This window comes from Polynucleobacter sp. AP-Jannik-300A-C4 (genome assembly GCF_018688335.1).
In the GTDB taxonomy this organism is placed as follows: domain Bacteria; phylum Pseudomonadota; class Gammaproteobacteria; order Burkholderiales; family Burkholderiaceae; genus Polynucleobacter.
Genome location: NZ_CP061316.1, coordinates 442,002 through 464,005, shown reverse-complemented (window position 1 = coordinate 464,005; position 22,004 = coordinate 442,002). Strand labels below are relative to the sequence as shown.

General features: G+C 44.8%; 25 protein-coding genes. All 25 read right to left on the bottom strand.

What is annotated here, in order from left to right; translation table 11 throughout:
* Nucleotides 1-23 precede the first annotated feature (23 nt).
* Nucleotides 24-794 (bottom strand): hypothetical protein, encoded by a 771-nt coding sequence (locus tag FD975_RS02460; protein ID WP_215302834.1) that lies wholly within the window; start codon nt 792-794, stop codon nt 24-26.
* A 37-nt stretch (nt 795-831) separates the two neighbouring features.
* Entirely contained in the window at nt 832-1,863 is a 1,032-nt protein-coding gene (gene motB / locus FD975_RS02455) for a flagellar motor protein MotB (protein ID WP_215302832.1), read from the bottom strand.
* Nucleotides 1,864-1,868: 5 nt separating this feature from the next.
* On the bottom strand, nt 1,869-2,729 hold the full coding sequence (motA, locus tag FD975_RS02450; protein WP_215302831.1) for a flagellar motor stator protein MotA: 861 nt from the start codon (nt 2,727-2,729) through the stop codon (nt 1,869-1,871).
* Nucleotides 2,730-2,747: 18 nt separating this feature from the next.
* Entirely contained in the window at nt 2,748-3,617 is an 870-nt protein-coding gene (locus FD975_RS02445) for a flagellin (protein WP_215302829.1), read from the bottom strand.
* An 11-nt stretch (nt 3,618-3,628) separates the two neighbouring features.
* Complete coding sequence (locus FD975_RS02440) at nt 3,629-5,749, bottom strand: flagellar basal body rod C-terminal domain-containing protein (protein ID WP_215302828.1); 2,121 nt, start codon at nt 5,747-5,749, stop codon at nt 3,629-3,631.
* A gap of 13 nt (nt 5,750-5,762) precedes the next feature.
* Complete coding sequence (locus FD975_RS02435) at nt 5,763-6,206, bottom strand: hypothetical protein (protein ID WP_215302826.1); 444 nt, start codon at nt 6,204-6,206, stop codon at nt 5,763-5,765.
* Nucleotides 6,206-7,339 carry a flagellar basal body P-ring protein FlgI gene (locus FD975_RS02430; protein WP_215302824.1) on the bottom strand — a complete coding sequence of 378 codons (1,134 nt, stop codon included), beginning with the start codon at nt 7,337-7,339 and terminating at the stop codon, nt 6,206-6,208. The genes FD975_RS02435 and FD975_RS02430 overlap by 1 nt, the downstream gene beginning before the upstream one ends.
* Complete coding sequence (locus FD975_RS02425; protein WP_215302822.1) at nt 7,339-8,061, bottom strand: flagellar basal body L-ring protein FlgH; 723 nt, start codon at nt 8,059-8,061, stop codon at nt 7,339-7,341. Before FD975_RS02425 ends, FD975_RS02430 begins: the two co-directional genes overlap by 1 nt.
* The gene (gene flgG / locus FD975_RS02420) at nt 8,061-8,849 is read right to left on the bottom strand and encodes a flagellar basal-body rod protein FlgG (RefSeq protein WP_215302821.1); all 789 of its coding nucleotides are present in this window, start codon (nt 8,847-8,849) and stop codon (nt 8,061-8,063) included. Before flgG ends, FD975_RS02425 begins: the two co-directional genes overlap by 1 nt.
* 28 nt (nt 8,850-8,877) lie before the next feature.
* Nucleotides 8,878-9,639 (bottom strand): flagellar basal body rod protein FlgF, encoded by a 762-nt coding sequence (locus FD975_RS02415; protein WP_215302819.1) that lies wholly within the window; start codon nt 9,637-9,639, stop codon nt 8,878-8,880.
* A 22-nt stretch (nt 9,640-9,661) separates the two neighbouring features.
* Nucleotides 9,662-11,740, bottom strand: coding sequence for a flagellar hook-basal body complex protein (locus FD975_RS02410; RefSeq protein ID WP_215302817.1), 2,079 nt, complete (start codon nt 11,738-11,740; stop codon nt 9,662-9,664).
* A gap of 85 nt (nt 11,741-11,825) precedes the next feature.
* Entirely contained in the window at nt 11,826-12,527 is a 702-nt protein-coding gene (locus tag FD975_RS02405) for a flagellar hook capping FlgD N-terminal domain-containing protein (protein WP_215302815.1), read from the bottom strand.
* A gap of 36 nt (nt 12,528-12,563) precedes the next feature.
* Complete coding sequence (gene flgC, locus FD975_RS02400; protein ID WP_215302813.1) at nt 12,564-12,968, bottom strand: flagellar basal body rod protein FlgC; 405 nt, start codon at nt 12,966-12,968, stop codon at nt 12,564-12,566.
* Nucleotides 12,965-13,381, bottom strand: coding sequence for a flagellar basal body rod protein FlgB (gene flgB, locus FD975_RS02395; protein ID WP_215302811.1), 417 nt, complete (start codon nt 13,379-13,381; stop codon nt 12,965-12,967). Before flgB ends, flgC begins: the two co-directional genes overlap by 4 nt.
* Nucleotides 13,382-13,649: 268 nt before the next feature.
* Entirely contained in the window at nt 13,650-14,708 is a 1,059-nt protein-coding gene (locus FD975_RS02390) for a carbonic anhydrase (protein ID WP_215302809.1), read from the bottom strand.
* A gap of 49 nt (nt 14,709-14,757) precedes the next feature.
* Entirely contained in the window at nt 14,758-15,540 is a 783-nt protein-coding gene (locus FD975_RS02385; protein ID WP_215302807.1) for a hypothetical protein, read from the bottom strand.
* Nucleotides 15,530-16,312, bottom strand: a complete 783-nt coding sequence (locus FD975_RS02380; RefSeq protein WP_215302805.1) for a flagellar biosynthetic protein FliR — start codon at nt 16,310-16,312, stop codon at nt 15,530-15,532. Before FD975_RS02380 ends, FD975_RS02385 begins: the two co-directional genes overlap by 11 nt.
* Nucleotides 16,313-16,315: 3 nt before the next feature.
* Nucleotides 16,316-16,585, bottom strand: coding sequence for a flagellar biosynthetic protein FliQ (locus FD975_RS02375; protein WP_215302804.1), 270 nt, complete (start codon nt 16,583-16,585; stop codon nt 16,316-16,318).
* Between the two features lie 5 nt (nt 16,586-16,590).
* Entirely contained in the window at nt 16,591-17,337 is a 747-nt protein-coding gene (gene fliP, locus FD975_RS02370) for a flagellar type III secretion system pore protein FliP (RefSeq protein ID WP_215302796.1), read from the bottom strand.
* Nucleotides 17,334-17,672 (bottom strand): flagellar biosynthetic protein FliO, encoded by a 339-nt coding sequence (gene fliO, locus FD975_RS02365; RefSeq protein ID WP_215302794.1) that lies wholly within the window; start codon nt 17,670-17,672, stop codon nt 17,334-17,336. The genes fliP and fliO overlap by 4 nt, the downstream gene beginning before the upstream one ends.
* A gap of 5 nt (nt 17,673-17,677) precedes the next feature.
* Nucleotides 17,678-18,055, bottom strand: coding sequence for a flagellar motor switch protein FliN (gene fliN, locus FD975_RS02360; protein ID WP_215302791.1), 378 nt, complete (start codon nt 18,053-18,055; stop codon nt 17,678-17,680).
* Nucleotides 18,056-18,087: 32 nt separating this feature from the next.
* The gene (gene fliM / locus FD975_RS02355) at nt 18,088-19,185 is read right to left on the bottom strand and encodes a flagellar motor switch protein FliM (RefSeq protein ID WP_215302789.1); all 1,098 of its coding nucleotides are present in this window, start codon (nt 19,183-19,185) and stop codon (nt 18,088-18,090) included.
* Between the two features lie 32 nt (nt 19,186-19,217).
* Nucleotides 19,218-19,970 carry a flagellar basal body-associated FliL family protein gene (locus FD975_RS02350; RefSeq protein ID WP_215302787.1) on the bottom strand — a complete coding sequence of 251 codons (753 nt, stop codon included), beginning with the start codon at nt 19,968-19,970 and terminating at the stop codon, nt 19,218-19,220.
* Nucleotides 19,971-19,997: 27 nt separating this feature from the next.
* Nucleotides 19,998-21,560 (bottom strand): flagellar hook-length control protein FliK, encoded by a 1,563-nt coding sequence (locus FD975_RS02345; RefSeq protein WP_215302785.1) that lies wholly within the window; start codon nt 21,558-21,560, stop codon nt 19,998-20,000.
* 26 nt (nt 21,561-21,586) lie between these two features.
* Nucleotides 21,587-21,979, bottom strand: a complete 393-nt coding sequence (locus tag FD975_RS02340; protein ID WP_215302783.1) for a hypothetical protein — start codon at nt 21,977-21,979, stop codon at nt 21,587-21,589.
* Between the last annotated feature and the right edge of the window lie 25 nt (nt 21,980-22,004).

Genomic DNA, 22,004 nt, shown 5'->3' with positions numbered 1-22,004 from the left:
TTTGGTCTCCGTTAAATACCAATTTAATATTCTTGTGACTTTTTAAGTGGCTTTTTTTGCAATACATCATTGGGTAATTTTCTCCAAGTTGCCACAGGTTCTTCATTATGCAACTTGGCATAGACTTGAACAATACGAGAGTCCGCAGGGTTCGCATTTTCTTTCATGGCGATATACATCTTTGCACCTTCTACCTTATTGCCTTGATCCAAAAATCCTATTGCCGCAGTGTAATAGTAGTTAGTTGCCTTATCTTTGCGTGGCGAACCCAAAATAGTGGAGCTATAAATATCACCCATAAGGCGACAGGCAAATGGATTCATTGCCTTAGCTGGAACGCTCAAGTATTTTTCCGAAATCAGAAACTGCTCCTTGGCATAACGGCGATATACGCTTGCGCTCAAAATAAAGTCTGGATGTGTAATGATTTCTGCCTGAGCATCGTAATATCTTCCACGCTCATAGGCAATTAAACCTCGATAGTAATTCGCCTGAATATCACCCTCTGCAGCTAGAGCATCTAACTTATTCAAAATATTTAAAGCCTCTTTGCTATAGCGAAGCACTTCATCCTCGGGCTCAATACACTTTGGATCACGGACACAAGCAATTGCAACTACCGTTTTGTCATGGGCGCGTTTATATTTTCTGTATAACTTTTTAGCCTCACTGGCAGGGCCCACAAAAGGCTCAGAACCTGGATTTGCTTGTGCTGACTTTTGAGATTTTGAAGCTGTGTCAACAGCAGAGGTCTTGGCATCTGATGCATATGCATCACTGCCTATCGAGGCCATAAGGAGAAAGGCTAAACCGAAGGCTCTAAACAAGGCCTTACCTCGCTGTCTTATCCGAAGACGGGGTTACCTTAAGAGGTATCTCCATTGGAGGGGATTTTGGAGCGGCGTCTTTCGACAGGAATTGGGCAGGAGCACGCAAATTTGGCGGGATCTCTTGAGCTCCCTTTGGCAAGCTATCAGGAACTTTTTCAACCGGCCTTACAACTGGCTTGGTTTCTTGTTTAGGCTTCTTATTTAATACCGTGATTGAAATCCGACGGTTCAATGGGTCAGCCAGATCTTCGGGATTCAGTGGCACTGTATTGGCAAAGCCAATCACTTGAACAACCTGATTGGAATCTAAACCACCAGCGATCAACTCTCGACGAGCAACGTTGGCACGCTCTGTAGAAAGCTCCCAGTTTGTGTAACCCGTTTCACCGTTACCGTATTTAACTGCGTCGGTATGACCTTCAATACGGATTGGATTAGGGGTTTCTTTTAAGGATTTTCCAATGATGCGCAATAACCTTCTTGCAGATACGCTAGGAACAGAACCACCACTACTAAATAAAGGCTTACCTTTTTCATCTACTACCTGGATACGCAAGCCTTCAGCATTGATATCCATAAATACCTGACCTTTGGAATTCTTTAACTCTGGGTCAGCATCAATTTTCTTCTGGATATCTTCTTTGACAAGCTCATTCTTAGTCTTATCTTTACGGGCATTTTCAACATCCGTAACAGAAGAATCACTAATGCGACGCTGTTCAGTATCGGCGTCTGCACGAGACTCTTCACCTACTGTTTTCGTAATATTGTCGCCACCACCCTTGATGATCCGCGTAGCATCGCCAGAGCCTTGGCCACCAGATAGCGATACCCTCATTGGATTTTGAAAATAAGAGGAAATACCAGCGAGATCTCCTGCTGTTGTGGACCCCAAGACCCACATCAACAGGAAGAAGGCCATCATGGCCGTTACGAAGTCAGCGTAAGCAATTTTCCAAGCGCCACCGTGATGTCCGTGACCGCCCTTCTTAACGCGCTTGATGACAATAATCGGCGCGTCGTTCTTAGCCATACCGCTTATTTTCCTTTAACTGCTTTGGTACCCTCATCAAGCTCAGCAAACGATGGACGCTGGTAGCTAAAGAGTACTTTACGGCCAAACTCCACAGCTGCTGCAGGAGGGAAATTATTCAAACTGGCAATCAGAATTGCTTTGATAGCCATGTAGGCACGGCCATCGGCTTCTGCTTTTTGCTCTAGCACTTTTGCTACTGGCGAAACGAATGCATAGGCCAACAAAATACCTAAGAAGGTTCCCACCAGAGCTGCACCAATCAGCTTTCCTAACTCAGCAGGAGGCAAACCAATTGAGCCCATGGTGTGCACAACACCCATAACCGCCGCCACAATACCGAACGCTGGTAAGCCATCGCCTACGTTAGTCACTGCATTAACTGGTATGTGAGCCTCATGATGGTGCACCTCAAGCTCTTGCTCCATCAAGCTTTCGATCTGGATCACATCCAGTGATCCGCCCAGCATCATTCGTAAGTAGTCAGTAATAAAATCAACTAGGTGATGATCTTTCATTATCTCGGGATATTTCTCAAAGAGTGGGCTTGATTCCGGCTCCTCGATATCTCCCTCTAATGACATCAATCCATCACGCTTGATTTTTTGCAAAATCTCAAACATCAAGCACAAGAGATCTAAAGACTTTTGCTTTACATTCTTTGCGTTCTTAAAAGCACGTCCCAAGGCTGAGAACATTTTCTTCAGATTGGTTGGGGTGTTTGCGGCAATCATCGTTCCTACAGCCGCACCAACAATAGTCAGAACCTCTGTTGGTTGCCACAGAACCATAATATGACCGCCATGGAGGGCATATCCCCCCAAGGCACAAGCCATCGCAATAATCCACCCAATTGGGATATTCATACTTCTATTTACTCAGTTTTATAGTTTTGAAAATAAGTTACTTTGTTGCAGTCTAGCAAACATTGCCTGGGCAGCGTTTAACAAGGTTTGGGCTCTAGTATAAGACGCAGTGGCTGCTGCCATGTCAGTATCTAAAAGTGCGGACTGAGCGGCCGCCATTTGAACCCCAAATGCCGACATGGCTGATTTGGCATTGTCGACCTGGGCAGCTATCCCACCGCTACGCTGCTCTGCCATTGTTAACTGATCAAAAGAGGTATTTAGACCCGCGGATACCTGATCTGCAGTTTGAGTCGTTAAGCCCGTATTTTGGCCTTTTTCGTCCAAATAAGTGACAAATTTCTGAATATTGAGGTACATCTCACTATTTTCTGGGTAGGTCAAATCCCCGCCAGATCCAAATGCATCGGTAAATTTGACCCCAGACTCAACCATGACATTAGGCTCAATCTGGACTTGATTCACGGTATTCCCAAAAATCGGGTTGCCAGTAGCATCTTCAGCTGTCATTTGCTGTTTCATGGCAATCAAAATCTGCTCGGCCTGGACTTTTAAGGCCTTGTAATTCGTTGGATTTAAAGCGCCGCTCTGTGACTGAACAAATAGCTGCTTTAGGCTATTCATTTCATTCACTAGGCTATCCATTTGCGTTTGAGCATTGGCATGAGAGCTAGCTACAAAGTTTTGATTAGCCTTGAACATATCTAGACGTGAAATATCAAAATCTAAGCGCACACCTCTAGAAACTGCATAAGCGTTGTCTGATGCCTGAGCATACTGCTTACCAGTTGTTACCTTCCTATTCCAGGTCATAGCATCAGCTAAAGCATTGTCCATTCCCTGAACACCAGAATCTAAAACTTGATTTGAACTAAATCGAACTGTCATGACTTATCTCCTTAGTTCATGATGGATAAAAGGGTTGAGAACATTTGATTGCCTGCCTGTAGCACTTTCGTTGAGGCGGTGTAAAGCTGCTGGTATTTCAATAAATTGGCAGCCTCTTCATCCAAGTTCACACCGGATACAGAATCTCTTTGCGCCTTTAGATTGGCTAGGACAACTGAATCAGCTTTTTGCCCATTCTTCCAGGTTGCAACTTGAACGCCGACTTCGTTTACTAAGTTGGAGATTGAGCTGCCAAATACGGCACTCATCTGTTGAGTGGCATTCGCCTTCTCAGAAGTAATGAGTGGCGTATTACCATTGTAGTAACTAGCAAAATTAGTAGGCGCTAGAGAGATAAAGTTAGCAGCGCTAAAACCATAATTCACCAAAGGATTGCTCATGCCGCTGACCTTCACTCTCAGGCCATCTAAAGCTGTAGCAATAGTAGCCTGTGAGTCCTCAGCGTTTACCAACGTAATTGTTTTGGCATTCAGTGTTGCCGCAATAGTTGCTGCTGTTTCAACAGGACTACCTGTATCCGCCATGGAAAATGAGATTCCCATTTGAGTGAAGTTTAAAGTTTGACCAGCAGAAGTACCATCAACCAGCGTCAGTGTTTGACTACCGCCATTGCTACTGGTCAACGTAACCTGACTCCCACTGTAACTAAATGTGTAAGTTCCAGACTGAACATTATTTTCTACTTCCATATTGGAAATTGTTTGCGCTCCAACTGTAGCCCCATCTTTAACGACACTGCTAGAGCTAACTGCGCTTAATGCTGGACTGAAATTTTCCAACTGCAATGTGATGCCTAATTGATTAAAGTCAACTGTCTGAAGGCCACCGGAGACACTGGTGATCAAAGAGACCGTTTGATTCTTACCAGAGCTATCGGAAATATTGAGCTGATTTGTGCCTACCTTGGTTAATGTGTAATCACCAGCCAAGGTATTTGAGCCCGCTGTCAAAGAGCTGATGCTTGTATAGGTACCAACTAGGTTCCCAACTTTAACTGCGCTATTGGAAGATATCGCATTACCTAAACTGCTATACAGATCCAACAAATCATTTTCGTTTTCAATGGTTGGCAAATTCCCAGATAAATCATTGGTCGCCAAACTTGAATAGGTTTTATCTGCAACTTTAAATCCAAAGATTGCTAAATTAGTTGCTAAGCCTGAGCTAGTTTGAGCAGCACTGTTAGCTACTTTAACCAATCCCATGGCAATCGTATCAAGACGTTTTTGAACTGTAGGGACAAAATTATTGCTTAATTCGAGCAAGGCACCAGCCTGACCACCATCCAAAGTTTGAACGGTAGTGAGCACGCCTTTAGTTGGGCCATTTTGTAAATTAAAAGTTAAAGCAACATGCTCCTGGTCCGCATTGATAGTGACCTTGTTTGCAATCGCTCTTTCAACCAGTGGCATGCCAGCTACTAACTGTGTGGCTGTGCCATCAGAGTTGATTAGGCTTTGACCGCCAACCAATTGCTGTAGGCTACTCAATAAACGATCGCGCTCATCCAATAGATCTGCTGAAGGTGCACTAACGCCAGGGCTATTGCCATCGACAATTTTTTGATTAATATCTGCTAGTGCCGGTAGGATTGTATTTACTTGGGCAACAGTATCTGTCAGCGCAGTTCGTGCATCACTCTGAATCTGATTCACTAAAGTACTCATGCCGGTCATACGCTGAGCTACTTCTTTTGCAGTACCTGTAATGGCACCGGCCATCGCTTTATTGGTTGGGTCTGCCGCGTAAGCACCCATCGCATTAAAGAAATTACTAATAGCAGTATTTAAGCCGGTTGATTTATCGGCAACTAAACTGTCGACTGAATTGGTGTACTGAACTAATGTATCTGAGTAGCTTGATTTAGATTGCTGAATTAAGAGTTGGGAACCAATAAGGGATGAGTAGTGGCGTGTAAAGCCCTCAACCGCAAAGCTGGATCCATTCAGCATCAATGAATTTGGCGCCAGTGAATCCATGATGACATTGGCATTACGACGTGAGTACCCCTCAACGCTAGTACCGGCTACGTTTTGTGAAGTCGTCAATATTCCCGCTTGAGCAATATTCAAGCCAGCCATTGCTGAATCGGTTAAGGAATAGATTCCCATATTGAGCCTTTACTTATTTAGGTGCGCCAAGAAAGCCGTCTGGCCTCTGGAGTGACTTGATAGTTTCTGCTGAGACTGGCGTTTCTCTTGGTGCATTCAATGGTTTAACGGCTATTTCGCCGTTTCCGATTAGCTTTCCAGCATTTGCCTGCTGAATGAGTTGCTCAGCCATTTTGGTGCCAAAACCGATTCCTTGGCCCTTAGACAGCATGTCAGCCATGTGATCATCCATGATCTCCAAATAGGACTTGGAGGCGCTGCTCTGCTCTTCAGTACCACGCAAATTCGTATTTCGGACAGTGCTGAGCATTTGGCGTATCAAAGTACGCTCAAAGCCTTGTGCAGCCTTTTTGAGCTTTTCCTCATTAGTAGCCATTGCAGGCGTGGAATTGCTATTGGCAATTATCCTCGCACTACTCTGATCAATCGATGGAGTGATGGCGTTGATTGCACTCATTAAATAACCTCTAACTCCGCCCTCAAGGCTCCAGCAGACTTCAATGACTGCAGTATGGAAATAAGATCTTGTGGAGTCGCACCAAGCATATTGAGGGCTTTCACAACCTGATCTAAGGATGCTCCTGGTGGCACAGAAATCAAGCTATTTTCTTTTCCACTATCGCTAATCGTTGCAGTATCTTGTGAGGCAACTGCAGTCTGCCCGCGACTAAACGGAAGCGGCTGACTAATTGTTGGACTCTGTTGAACTTTTACAGTCAAGTTGCCATGCGCTACAGCGGATGGTGATAATTGCACTGCTTGATTCATCACAACTGATCCAGATCGTGAGTTCAGAATTACTCTAGCAGGACCACTCACCATCTGTACATCTAAATCTTGTAGGGCGGCCATAAATGCCGTTCTGCGTAATGGCTCCACAGGAACGCGGACATTCAATGATCTTGCATCTACTGGCAGCGCAGTACCTAACCCAAATCTTCTGCCAATGGCCTCGGTAGTCTTTTGCATTAGCGCAAAGTCAGCGCGATGTAAGTCAATTTGTAGAAATTCATCTGCAAGTAGTGAAGGTACGGCTTTTTCAATCAATCCACCTGATGGAATACGACCTGCGTTCAGGTGATTTATTGATGTTGCAGCTCCGCCAGTTGCAGCTCTGGCACCACCAATCACAATATTTCCCTGGCCTTGGGCGTAAACCTGACCGTCCGCTGCCTTTAATGGGGTCATAACTAAGGTACCGCCCTTAAGGCTAGTTGCATTACCTAAGGATGACACTGTCACATCAATTTGCTGACCTGGACGTGCCAGTGCCGGAAAATCTGCAGTGACCATGACGGCAGCGGTATTACGTAATTGAGTTTGACCACCACCCTGAGGGATGGTTACACCCAACACACCAATCATCTGTAAAACACTTTGCAAGGTAAATGGAGTTTGTGTTGTTTGGTCACCGGTACCATCTAGACCAACCACCAAACCATAACCCACCAATTGGTTGGAACGTTGTCCAGCAATATCGGCAAAATCTTTAATGCGATCAGCAAAGCAGTTTGTAGACATTGCACCAATACACAGCAATGCAAGCGCTTGCTTTTTAAGATTGGTTAGTAACTTTGTTTTCTTTTTCATCAGAATGGCGCTAGCTTTAACATCAACCTTGTAAACCAACCAGTACCTTGAGTATCGTCAGTTGCACCGCGTCCACGATATTCAATCCGCGCATCAGCAACTTGTTGTGAAGAAACTTGATTAAAGACCAATGTATTTGGGTTGACTACACCACCAAAACGAATAATTTCTTCTTCGTTACTCACGGCAACTTGCTTCTCACCAGCAACTACCAAATTACCATTGGACAGGATCTCAACAACTGTCACTGTAATCGTGCCTGCAAATGTATTACTTGCTGCACTTGCGCCAGTACCTTCACTCTTAATGTCTCCAGCACCTCCAAAGTTGGCGATATTAGCAATACTTGTGTAGGGACCAAATGGGGTTGTGCTAGTGTTTCCAAACTCCGAACTTGCATTTGCTTTACGTGCAGCAGACATTCCAGAATTCTTTGCTGCACTGGTTGTCTCGTTTAATACAACAGTCAGCGTGTCGCCCACATTACGCGCACGACGATCTTCAAATAGAGGGCGATGGCTTACCGCATTCACATAAGGCCCACCAGAGTTTGCTGGATACAAGCTCCCCATATTTGCTGAGGTTTCTTGAATTGGTCTTGGTCTTGCAGAAGATGGTGTTGTCAGCAGTGATGGACGATCGGCACTGGCACAACCTCCCAAAATAATGGCGCTCAGCACTGACACTGAAAGTCCGCGATAGGCTCTAAATAATTTCATCATTACTGACCCATATTGCTTACGCGCTGCAAAATCTGATCAGACGCCGTTACTGCACGTGTATTGATTTCATATGCGCGTTGTGCCGCGATCAAATTTACCAATTCTTCGGCAACGTTTACGTTCGATTGCTCGATATAGTATTGGTTTGTTGTGCCCATACCATTTGATCCAGCAATATTATTTTGTGCGGTGCCCGATGCAGGTGTAGGAATAAAGTTACCACCACCTAAGGCTTGCAAGCCAGCTGGGTTAATAAAGTTAGCCATTGTCAGCTGACCAGCCTGAATCGCATTGGTATTACCCTGCAATGTGTACTGAACCAAACCAGCTTGGTTAATGGTGATTGATGTTGCATTGGCTGGTATGACTCCACCGCCCGCAACCACGTTACCCTGCATCGTCACAATCTGACCAGTTGCACTCTTACTAAACTGACCGTTTCGGGTGTAGGCCAAGGTACCATCCGCCAACTGAATTTGAAAGAAGCCATTACCTTGAATTGCCACATCAAGCTGATTACCTGTTTGGACTAGGCCACCTTGAATATTGTTTCGTTCAGTTGATGTAACTGCAGCTCCAGCACCGATCTGCAGACCGGTTGGCAAGAGGTTTTGTGCATTTGCTGCAGAACCTGCAGAGCGCAATGTTGTGTAGAGCAAATCTTGAAACATCGGCTGTACACGCTTAAAAGCAGTAGTCGATGAGTTTGCTAAGTTATTGGTAATAACGTCCAGGTTGAACTGCTGGGAGTCCATGCCTGTTTTTGCTATCCATAAGGAACGTAACATTGTTTTTTCTCTTGTTATTTAATGTTGGTTAAGCTCTTGAAAGCGATAGCAAGGTAGTTGCTGATCTTGCATTTTGGTCTGCAAAGGTAATTGAACGACTATTTAAATCAAACAGTCGACTCTGATCAATCATTTGCACCATTGCCAAAGTTGGATTGTTATTACTCATTTCGAATGCGCCCTGCACAACCCTAACTAATGGATCTGCTGCGGCCTGTTGGCCAGGCAGATCAAATAATCCATCAGCTGCACGAACCAGGTCGTTAGTATTTGGATTAACGAGTTTGAGCTTCCCAGCTTGATTCAAGAACTGCGTTCCAGGCAACTGGGTATATACAGCACCATCTTCAGCAATTTGAACTGTGGCTCCAATCGGAATCGTGATGGTTCCACCAGCACCTACTACCGGTATATCTTTACCAATCATCAACATACCCGTCTCATTGACCATGAACTTACCAGCTCTGGTATAGGCCTCTTGACCATCTGGACGACGGACCGTAAACATACCGTCGCCCTTAATTGCCACGTCCAAAGCATTTCCAGTCGTTTGCAATTGGCCTTGTGTGAAATTGCTACCTGGTGTTGTCTCAACCGAAAATACTCGCGTATCAGCGCCGTTGCCTGTAAAAGGAACACCATCACCCTTTAGCGGCACCGCGCGGAATGCACTAATCACCTCTCGAAAACCTGGCGTTAAAGAATTTGCCAAGTTATTCGAAGTCACCGCCAACTGCTGTGTAGAAGCAGTTGCTCCAGTCATGGAGGTGTATGCGTAGCGATTGATCATGAGATTGGCCGATTACTTTCTATTAACGACCGATATTGATAGCATCATCAATCAAAGTAGCCGCCATCACTTTAGTTGCTTGTGATACAGCAGAATATTGACGCTGCAAGACCATCAATTTCACCAATTCTTCTGTGAGGTCAACGTTCGATTGCTCAACTGCTTTAGAGCGAATCGCACCCAAAGTACCATCGCCTGGGAAGCTCAATAGCGGCTCACCTGAAGCTGAAGAAGCTTCATAAGTGTTATTACCATTCGGAATCAATCCTTCAAGATTATTGAAGTAGGCCAAAATCAATTGGCCCTTAACAACAGAGCTTCCGTTATCATACTGAGCCACTAGCTTACCGCTGGAATCTATGTTGTAAGACGCTAATTGCGATGTCGCAGAACCATCTTGTGTATTTGTATATGTTTGTGCTGCAGATGAATATGCAGTAGTTCCATTACCTTCAATGGTAAGCTGAATTGAGCCACCGTTTAATGTCTGACCATAGACAGAACCCTCACCCCGTGAGGCATCAATATTAAATCTAGTTGCGAACTGTGGTGTTCCAAAGGAATCGCGAGAAAGAGAATCAATATTTTTACCAGCAATAAAGCCCATTACGCCCAAAGATAGCTGCTCCTCTCGCTCCTCACCTTCAATTAGAATTGTTCTATCAGTAGCTCCACCAACCAATACATCAGGAGTTAGCGTACATGTTAGGTTAGACACATCTGCTGTTGCTGTAACGCTTGTGAACGTTACCACGCCAGAGGCTACTGCACTTGTATCCCACCCTGTTAGTGTGCCTGACCAAGTACCGCCAGTAACTGAATTCCCAGCAGTAGCGCCACTTGTCTTGCTTGCAAAGCCTGCTGCTACTGCTGAAGCCGAGATTGCTGCCGTAGCTGTAAGCGTTAAACCACCTATTGTTAGCGTTTCTCCAGCTGCTAACGCTCGAAACGTCACTGCAGCACTTTCTGTCGTTGTTGAATCTACGCCGTTCGTAATTACTATATTTGGTTTCGTAGGCTGAGTAACACTTGCATCTGGTGTAACAGGATTTCCATCTATCGTAGCAAAGACCTCAAAACGATCTACATTCACAGTGTATTGAGCTTTTACGCTCGATGTACCTGCTACAGTTTGCGTCAATGTAACGTTGGTACCATCGCGTAAACGCAAGTTATATACAGTCCCAACAGTATTTTCTTGACCACTCTGCGCCGTTAGTGTTGACTCATAGATCGTTTCTAATGTTGCCGAACCAGTACCAAGTGCTACAGCTGTCGTAGCGATTCTGTTAAATTGCTCGCCCGCAGGCCTATTAAACGGGTCAACATCTGATAGCGCATTGAATGCAGTATCTTCATAATTATTTATTGTCGATGTAGGACTAAATGTAAAACTACTACTAGCTGCCGTTCCAACATCCGCCGCAGTAACCGTCATTAATTGAGAACTTACTTTCTTGTAATAAGTTGCCAATGTATGCGCAAAACCTTTGTCATCATAAACAGTTTGTGATGTTGCTTGACTGTAACTATTCGGATCTGTTGGCGAGAATATGCTTCCCGTTTTTGGATCGACACGATTATCGAGATTCAATTCAAGACTTGAATTTCTAGTTGGCTGTTGCGCTAATGGTGTGCGGTCGAGAATCAATACTGACTTTGCGCTTGAAATAATGGTTCCAGATGAGTCAGCAGGATATCCCACCAAGTACATACCGTTTTCATTAACAATACGATTTTGATTGTCCACTGCGAATTGGCCATTGCGTGAATACTGGAACTTGGTTGGATTCTCTGTTGGCACTGTTCCATCAACAGTTTTCGCCATCATGAACATACCTGGACCTGTAATAGCCATATCTAGAGGATTTTGGGAATTCACAACCGTACCGTAACTACCAGTGCGGCGGATTGCCATACGATATGCACCCATACCAGCACGATCTACAGATTGCGGATCTTGCGCTCTGAAGAACTGATCTGAAAACACATATTCACCAGATTTATATCCAACTGTCTGTGCGTTGGAAATATTGTTACTGGTAACGTCAATTGCTTCGGAGGCTGACTTTAATCCTGATAATCCGATTCCGTATCCCATTTTTCTTCCTTTTATCTCTGCTTTACTTTGTTTATCTTGCTTACTTTTGTTTGTTGTCTACTATTTATTTTTTCTTACGTTTTTCTTAACTGATCCACTGCTGCACTTCGGAAGAATTAATTACTCTTCCGTCTAATAAATTCAGAATGGCATCGCCATTTGCACCCTTAGTTACCGATGCAACTGCTGATGCAACATAAGCCGTTGGGTTCTCACTTGCATCAGCTGAATTTGTTCCAGCCAAGCTGAGGTAGTACATTCCAGCATCGACTGTGTTGCCATCAGCATCCTGACCATTCCAAATAAAATTGGCCATACCAGCATTGAGGTTGCCTAAATCAACACTATTAACCACATTTCCAGCTGCATCAGTAATGGTTGCAACGACTGACTTCAATGGATTTTCTGCATTTGCGCCCAACATAACTTGATTCTCTCCATCAAATGCAATGCCATTACCAGCAACTGCTGGGCTATGGCCAATCAATGCGGCTTGGTTCATGAAATTCACACTTTGCATTTGTGCAAGCATGGCGGTCATGGACGTATTCATATTGCCCATACTGCTCACCATATTGAGTTGTGACATTTGCGCAGTCATCGTGGATGCATCCATTGGAGCCATTGGATCTTGATTCTGAATCTGGGCAATCAAGAGTTTTAAGAAATTTTGCGTTTGCTCTGCAGCAGTCCCGCCGCTTGTGGATGTAGCTGATGCCTCAGCGGGTTTATTCGCTGTAGTTGGGTCATAAGTACGAATGCCACTCATTGGATTGGTGATTGCCATAATTTCCTCTTACGCTTTACGCATGCTCTCTATTAATTACTTACCTAAATCTAGGGTCTTCAACATCAATTGCCTAGATACATTCATTGCTTCCACATTCATTTGATATGAACGTGATGCAGAAATCATATTCACCATCTCTTCTACTGGGTTGACGTTTGGCATCTCCACATAGCCAGCAGCATTTGCCTTTGGATGACCTGGGCGATACTCCATTCTTAGTGGGGCATCGCTCTCCAACACTTTGCTAACCTCAACTCCAGATCCAGGAGACCCTGGCTTAGTGATCGCTGTAAATTCCACTTGTCTTGCTCGGTATGGGCGACCATCCGGTCCAGAGACACTTTCAGCATTGGCAATATTGGATGCAGTCACATTCAAGCGCATTGCTTGAGCTGTGAGGCCAGTCGAGCCGATATTAAATGCGCCTAATAAACTCATGAAGGTTGACCTGTAATTGCAGACATACGACCACGAATTGTGCTACCCAACATATTGAGTGCTGACTCAGTAAATACTGAGTTCTTAGTAAATTCAGTGAGCTCAACGTCAGCATCAACCGTATTGCCATCCATCGAAGGCTGATTTGGGATGCGGTAGAGCAAGCGAGGATCTTCTTGGGGCACCTTGCCAGGAATGTGGGCTGAATGCGTTGTTGCCATTCCAATAGCACTAGAGGATGTTTTGCCATCTAGCTGCGCCTTCAATACGTCAGCAAAGCGGATATCTCTAGCTTTGTAGCCAGGAGTATCGGAGTTTGCCAAATTGTTCCCAAGCACTTGCTGGCGATACGTACGCAGTTTTAGTGCGTTTTCGCCGAAAGTTAAAGGGTCGTATTGCGGTACAGCGTTCATTTACTCTCCACCCGTTAAGGGAATACAAATCCTGAGGGGAAAATCCTCACATATGAATATGCAAGGACCGTGCCAGTTTTATATGGAGATTTAAATTAGTAAGCGCTAACTTTTTAAGCTAAGCACCTTATCGCTGACTTCGTTGACGAAGTGAGCCCTAGAATTAAGAAAACCCCAAAATATGGGGTTTTCTTAATATCGGCAAAAATTGCCGCTTTATTACAATGCCATGCAATCCTATTGGCAGCTTTTGCCAATAGGCCAAGATTTAGTTAGCTTTGGTTTCTTTTACTAAACGATCACCCTTTGGCTGCAATGGGCGGGCATTCATTGGATAAATGCGATCAAAGTTTTTGACCTGCTCTTCGCTGACATAAATTGGGTTTTTCATCACAAACCACAGTACATTCTCGCTGCAAGGTGGGGTTGTAAGCGAACCCATATAGGTGAAATAACTCTTATCAGCCGGCAGAATCTGGTTTACATCGATCACCACTCCAGGCGCTTCTGACTTACCTTTAATCAGTGGGACATTATTCCAAAGCGTCTGAATGAGTCCATTTTCCTTAACCTCGTCACTTCCCCACCAGTACTTTTTGCTTGCTGCGGGTGGTTTTGTAGTCATTAATACGCCAACTACTGCCAAACTTCCATCATGGTGCTGGTGGACTAAATGGGCCACCATATCAGTACGCTCGCCATTGATCGCCTCTTCACTGGGCTTATGGAAGTGGAATTGAACTAATCTGTACTGACGACCATCAGCAATCAAATTACTGCCTTCACCGTAATTCACCTGAATCGTATGGCCGTTATCGACGATGGCGAGTTGAGAAGGTCTATAAAGAAACTCTAAAGGTGTGAGCTCTGCTTTCACCGCTCTATCAACATTGATATTGATAGGTGATTGAGTCTTACCTTTTAAGCAAGCTAAATTGTCTTTACTTAAATTACCCCAGTTTTCTGGGCCGCCAGGACCATCAACATAGGACCAATGCACGTCGTGATGATCCTTTTCAACCGCCTTAGCCGCTGCCTTAGTTGCCTTTGGCTTACTTTCAGGCTTAGATTGCGCAGTGGTATTGCTAGCTGGAAGATCGCCAGTTCGTATAACAATATCGCCAGAACCCTTATTAATCTTATTTAAGAGCGCCTTGCTCATATCGTCATCACTAGATGATGAAGCTGCTGTGGCCGTGGTTGAAGCTTTAGGCTTATCAGCACTTGCGGCAGGAGCCGGTGCATCACTAGCAATGGCACTTGAACTGATTGCATATGACAACGCAAGTGCAAACAATGAAATAGATAGTTTGATTTTTTTATTCATAGATTTTCTAACGGATATTTTCGGCTTCGTGTTTATATTGCTTTATAAATCATGGCTTTGTAGCGCTCTTAGCGGGGCGCTTGGTCACTGGCTTCTTGCTAGGCGCCACAGGAGGGGCACCATCACCATCCGCAAGACTTCCGCCTGGTAAAACGTCAATTGCAGGAGATCTGCTCCGCGAGAACATCCACTCACATTTCATGAGACCGGCAGCATCTTGATGATTCTCTAGCGGTGTGGATTGTTTTAATGCCACTTCAATCGCAGCATCAGTTGGAGGCGGGGTTAGATCATTACTTGTAGCCCACCTGAGAAAACGTTGATACCAACCTAATTTAGGCATCTTACCTGGGTCAGCATAAAAATTGGCGCTACAGATTTGCAGGCGACGCTCAATTTCACTAGCCGGCAAGTAATAACCCTCAATTAACAGCGATGCTACCTTGATGTTACAACGAGCCCAAGCAGCCATTTCAATTTTCGAGCCAGTAGTTGAGCTGGTCGGTTTTTCCAATAAAAGCGAATCCACCTCACATTGCATTCTTTGTCCACGAATCTGCAATTTCTTGCAGACCTCTGGACCATTTTCGGCATAAGGATCGCGTTTGGCTGAGGAAGGAAAAGGAAACTTTGACTCACAATCATCCGGACCAACAGGAGCTTGGTCTAAGGAGTTCTGAGAAATAGTCACCCTATCTTCAGCAGACATAACTTGACTGGTGTCACCCTCTGGTGAGCTTGGACCCTCAGGCCATGGCTGAGCAAAACTAGTAGAGCCAAGAAGTAATAGTGACAGCGTCAAGAAAAACTGGATTAAATATTTATCTTGCATTGGGTGTCTCCACGCCTTGGCGAATAAGTTGCAGTGGGTTTTCAAGAGAGCGCTCCAAAACAATTTTTAAATCAGGAAGAATCATAAATATAACTAGGAATGCTAAAGGAATGCTGACAGCAAAACCAACCGAAAATAAATTCATCTGTGGACTGGTTCTACCCAAAAAGGCCTGCGTCAAATTAAACATCATATACACGAGTAGTACGGGCATGGATAAGATTAATCCCAAACGAAATGAAGCAGCAACTAACTCCATCACCCCTTTAGATGACCACGCATCTGGCCACACCCCAACCGGGATTGTTTTAAAGCTACTCAAGATAATTTCAACTAATACCAAATGAATGTTAAGAGAAAAGGCCAGAGCAATCGCGGTAAGACCCAAAAATTGACCCACCAAGCCAGAATCTAAAGCCGGATCTCGAAATGCCGTTGAGGCAAAACTAAAACCAGCCTGAAACGATAAGATTTCTGCGGCAATATCAATCACCATAAAACCCAATCGAATCACAAACCCCATAAATGCCCCGATACATAACTCAATCACTGAGGCAAAGAAAGTAATGCTGCCCGGATTAGGAATTAACTCAGAGGAAATCACAGGCATCATGTAGGCGGCAAAGGAGATTGCTACCAGTAAACGGAATTGCATTGGGAGGGCACGAAACGCAAATAGCGGCGTGGTGAGAAAAAGTCCAAACACTCGCATTGAGGCAAACATAAAGATTGCCATGTACTGCTCAATCTGAAGACCTGAGATGGTCAACATAAATTAGTTCACCAAACCAGGTATGCGAGCAAAGAGCTCTTTAATATAGTCAGTAAATAAAACTAAGGTGATCGGGCCAATCATCACGATCACAACGCCGAACACAATGAGCTTGGGAACAAAGGCAACAGTCGATTCATTAATCGAAGTAGCGGCCTGCAAAATACCAATCACCAATCCTACTACTAGCAAGGACATCAAGATTGGACCAGCCAATACCGCTGCCATTCTTAAGGCTTGATACACCAAATCGATAATGACTCCGCTTTCCATAGGCGCTAATTAATGTAACTTTGCACAAGTGAAGTAGACAGGAGCGCCCAGCCATCAGCCAATGCAAACACAATTAGCTTTAGTGGCAATGAAAACATCATTGGCGAGACCATCACCATACCAAGCGATGTCAAGATACTGGCAACCGCAAAGTCAATCACCAAGAATGGCAAATAAATTACGAAGCCAATCAGAAAACCTGTCTTGATTTCGGAGATAGCAAAAGCTGGAATTAAAACAGTAAATGGAACATCCTCACGCGTGGCAATTTCTTGGCCATACATTTTTGCAAAGAGATTGAGATCGTCTCGACGGGTTTGCTTGAGCATGAATTCTTTTAAAGGTTTAGCGCCTACCTCTACTGCCTGCGGAAAGCCCATCTTGCCAGTAGAGTAAGGCTGATAAGCATTCTTATAGATCGAATCAAAGACGGGATTCATGATGAATAGCGTCAAGAAAAATGAAAGGCCGATCAAAACAATATTTGGCGGCATGGTCGTCAAACCTAGCGCCTGACGCAATAAGGAAAAGACAATCAGGATACGCGTGAAGCTGGTCATGAGAACCAAAGCGGCCGGCAAGAAACTGAGCGCTGTAAGCGCAATGATGGTTTCTACCGGCACTGCGTACATCGTACCTCCGCCACCCGCCTTAGCGGTCACAAGAGGTAAAGATTGACTCCAGGCAACTAATGGAAACAGCCCAATCAGGGCTGTAATTCCAAATGAGTACCAGAATATTTTTCGTTTCATCCTAATTTTCTTTTCACAAACTGGCGCAAATTATTTGCAAAATCTGCGCTTGCTGCTTGCGGCTTCAAATTAGCAACATCTTCGGGATCAAGCTCAGCTATCAGAGTAATTTGACTGGGGGTATGACCCACAACCAAAATTCGATTTAAGACATTAAGAACAATCACTCGCTCACGTGGACCTAAGGCTTGCTGAGCCAAGATCATCACATGCGGATTACTGGCGCGGGTAGCTGAGTCGCGCTTTACCAAGAATGCAACAACCCAAATGAGAGCGGCTGCAAGTGCAAGCCAAAAAAATGAGAATAGCAACATACCTCCGACCGAGGAGTCCATGTCAATTAACGATTAATTTTGCGCAGACGCTCTGCCGGAGTAACGATATCAGTCAAGCGAATACCGTAACGGTCATTCACAATCACTACCTCACCCTGAGCAACCAAGCATCCATTAACTACCACTTCGAGCGGCTCTCCTGCCAGAATATCCAATTCAATCACGGAACCATAAGTTAAGTTCAGTAGATTACGAATTTGCATTTTGGCGCGACCCAACTCCACTGTGACTTGAACTGGTACATCCATCACCAAATCAATTTCGTTAAAGTCTGGGTTAGTTCTAGCACCTTCCTCTAGATTGTTAAAGGTGGCTTTTCTCAATGAACCAGATACATCAGCACTAGTCATTGATTTTGCTAAATCGTTATCGTTTTCAGCCATGGTGATTCCCTATTCTCTACTTTCTTTGTGCTTCATTGACCATCAGGCACTAGGCCATCAGTCACTGCGCTAATTGTATCGCTTGCGTCTGGATTTTCAGGCACTTCAACATGACTTTTGGCGACTTCTGGAAGTTGCTCATAAAGCTCGCCCTTTTCAGCACTGCGCATCATGCTTGGGCCAAGACGAGCACTTTCAAGAGGACTCTTCAGGAATTCTGCAGGATGTTGAATCGTGCCAACTTTTACAGAATAACGGCCATCTTTCGTGCCATATTGACCCTTGATTACCGGCAAACCATCTACATACACGGTCACAGGATCATTAATCTCAATAGGAATGATGTCCCCAACTGAAAGTGAGGTAATTTCACGGAGCAGCATTTGCTTACGAGCTAAAACTGCTACTGCAGTAACAGGGGCTTCATGAACTTGATCATTTAATAAATCAGTCCAATGCTGGTCAGGCTCGGTCGCGAAGCCTTGCATATTGTTGTACAGAATGCTTTTAACCGGCTCCAACACCCAAAAAGGGATACACAGATCAATATCGCCTGGTCGGCCATTAATCTCAATAGTGAATTTAGAGTGCAACACCATCTCACCAGGAGAGGTAATCTTGGCAAAACCGAAGTTGGTTTCCTGTCTCATGAAGTCAAACTTAATTTCATAGACAGATTTCCACGCTTTCTCGTACTCACTGAGAAAGGCGTCAACTAAGCGGCGAATGATACGTAATTCTGTTGCAGTGTATTCACGCAAATTCAGGCGCGGAGCTAAACGCCCTTCGCCACCAAACATATTGTCAATCGCAATGTAAACCACGCCTGGATCCACAATCCAGCAACCCACACCGCGCAATGGGCGAATACCAACAATGTTGATGTTGGTACGCTCAGGAAACTCATCTACGAATTTTTGATAACTCTTGACTACCGGAAGATGCATCTGCACTTCAATCGGTGCACGAATCATGTTGAAAAGAGTGAGTCGAACTGCACGACTGAAGCGCTCGTGAATCAACTCCAAAGTCGGCATGCGGCGCCGAGCAATGATCTTCGATTTATCAAACATTGCACGCTGATCTTCAGCGTCAATGTTCATCTCGACATTGATTTCCTCTGCCGCCATGTTTTCCTAAGTGGACTTTCTAAGGTGGTCGATTACTGCATCACAAAAGAACTGAACAACACAGCTTGCACTGGCAAATCCATTTCAGTGACATTCCAGAATTCAGCAGCTGCTCTTGCTGCTTCCCCAGTAATTTTTTGACCAGAGGATGTCTCTTTGGGAACTGCACCAATACGCTCTAAATTTTGCATATCAGCGGTGCCCGGCTGTTGTTGCAAAATATAAATCGCAGTTAGCTGTGGGGCAATAATGGAATTGATCACCAAGGCAATTTCTCGTGCCATCATGACCTTACCTTCAACCGTAGCTAACTCTTGCATTTGACGTGATGACAAAACAGTAATGATCTTGTCCCGAATGACTGGCATGAAATTCTTGATTTTGCCTTCAGTAGCAGAATCATTGGTTCTTAAAACAATCTTTGCCTGAAGATAGTGCTCACCACCTCGACCAGGAAGATTAACAATCATTTCTTCAAGCGGGATGTAGATTGGTGGCGCATTTTCTTTGCGCTCCATCAACTGCTTCTTCAGGATATTTTCTGGGCGCTTTGCTTCAGCCTCTTGCAAACGCTTTGCTTCGGCTGAGTGCTGCATATACATATATCCGCCAACTGCAGCAACAATCACAACTACCAAACCAATAATGATAAAAAGTGTTTTTTTGCTTTTAGGCTTTTCGGCTTCTTCGGAACCATCGCCATGTGCGGGAGGGCCTGAAGCAGCCGCAGCAGGCGCTGCTGCATTTGGATCTAAAGTCGGTTCAATACGCTCTTCTTCAGCCATCGCTGTCTTCCTCTTTACTCAATAATATCAAGCATACAGGTGGACTGTATCGCTATTTCCCCTATTATCACCTGATCCGGCAGAACCGATGGCTAATGTTGTATTTGAGCTTTGAGAAATCGTAGATTGGCTGTTGTAAAAACCTTGTCGAGAACTGCCAAAACCTTGCTCTCGAGCCTGCTGAGATTGACCACCCTGCCTTAAATCGAGGGATAAATTCAGGCCCATTTGAGCAAATTCATTTTTCAGGTTTTGACCGCCCTGATCGAGACGGGACTTGGTGGCATCACTAGCACCCTCAACAATGAGGTGTGCACGTCCGGCCTGGTCAATTCTAAGGTCAATTCGGATGGTTCCCTGCTCTGGAGGGGTTAATTCCAACATAATCCGACCGCCACCAGACTTCGCTGCACTCATGACCTGCTCATGCAAGGGTCCTGAGGCCAAGGAAACTTCTGATGCTTTCAATTCGATCTTCTGTTGATTGCCTAAATTTTGAGCATCAGCCCTAGCTAAACTGCCATTACTTGCAGTAATCTCACTTAAATTTAAAGCATCTTTAAATTCTTGCTTTTCAGCATGGGACAAGTTTTGTGCTTCTACTGCGCCCTTGGCATCTACAGCACTCGCACTCATCAATGGTGCGCCACCTTTAGCAAACTGGCCTTTATCAGCTACATTGCCTGGTGTTAAGTTGACATCCAAGGTCTTAGATTTGGCCAATTTGTCGCCAGCACTAGTTAAAACGTTAGGAGTTTTAGGATCAATTACGTTTTGAATAGTAGTGGCCTTGTTAGGATCAACTACACCAGCCTGCTCCACAACTACTGCGGATGTTTGCTGTCCAGCTCCCTCAATTCCCAAAAGCTTAATTGAGCCAGTTTCCGAGCCCTTATTGATCAGATTGGTTAACTGAGTCTGAATTTCTGGCGGCAAAGTAATGCCATTTTTCTGCGCCAGACTCTGAATAGTGCTAGCAATTTGTGCTGGGGTTTGGGTATTTTGCTGACCCAAGGACTGTTGCTGCAATGCTTGCAGTAAAGAAGCTGCCTGACCTTGCATAGCAACTTCCGCGCCCTGACCAGAGGCTTTCATTGCTTTGGAGAGCGCTTGACTGATTAAGGCTGTTTGTTTTGCGTCGAGCTGTTGTCCATTTGCCAATCCCAATAAGGATTGATTTTGTTGTGTATCTAAACTACTCAGCAAGCTCTGGATATTAGCGTTGGCATCAGCATTACTTACACCATTCGTCTGATTAACCTGACTTGGATTTTGGAAGGCAACGTTCAGCAAGCCCTGTGCGGCTATTTCTGCCATCAACATTTCAACTGGATCGGAATTTTTTGCAGCCCCAGCCTGTTTGCTACCCATAGTAGGCAAATTTTGCATAGCAAAAGCGCCTTGTGTACTAGTTTGACTAGAATTTAACTGGGCATCACGACGAGAAGCTGTAGAGCGGTCTAGCGCTGACAAGAAGGCCTCAAATCCCACAGGCATAGCCGAGCCGCCGGGCATTGAGCCCGACTTGCTACCTGCGGCATTTACGCCACTGGCTGCTGCTTGCATTCGAATTTGACCTACTGTTGGCATAGCTTCTCCAAAAGGAACACTACTTACTATGCATCTTTCGTGCCAGAATTGGCACTAGCCCTCGCGGCGTAGTTATCTTCAAAGAGGTTCATTTCCGCCTTAGCCTTCTTCTTCCTGGCTTCCAGCTTCTTTTTATTGACTAATTTAGTCAATCCAAGGGTGCGCATTCTGGCTTCTGTGGCGGTCTTGAGGGTATCTTCTGAGGCTCTGGATAGACCCTGAATCTGCCCATCCATCTCAATAGAGCTCTGAATCAGCTTTTCCCTAAAGGCATTGGCATCTTGAATAAATGCTACAGAAACACTTTGATTGCCACCGGCAATCATCTGTACCTCATAGTCCTTAGCATACTCAAGTACTTGATTTTTAAAGGCTTTTGTTTGATTAACCTGTCCAGCAGCCCTTTTTGCACGAGCCATTGCTTGATCCTCGCGGATTTTAGCT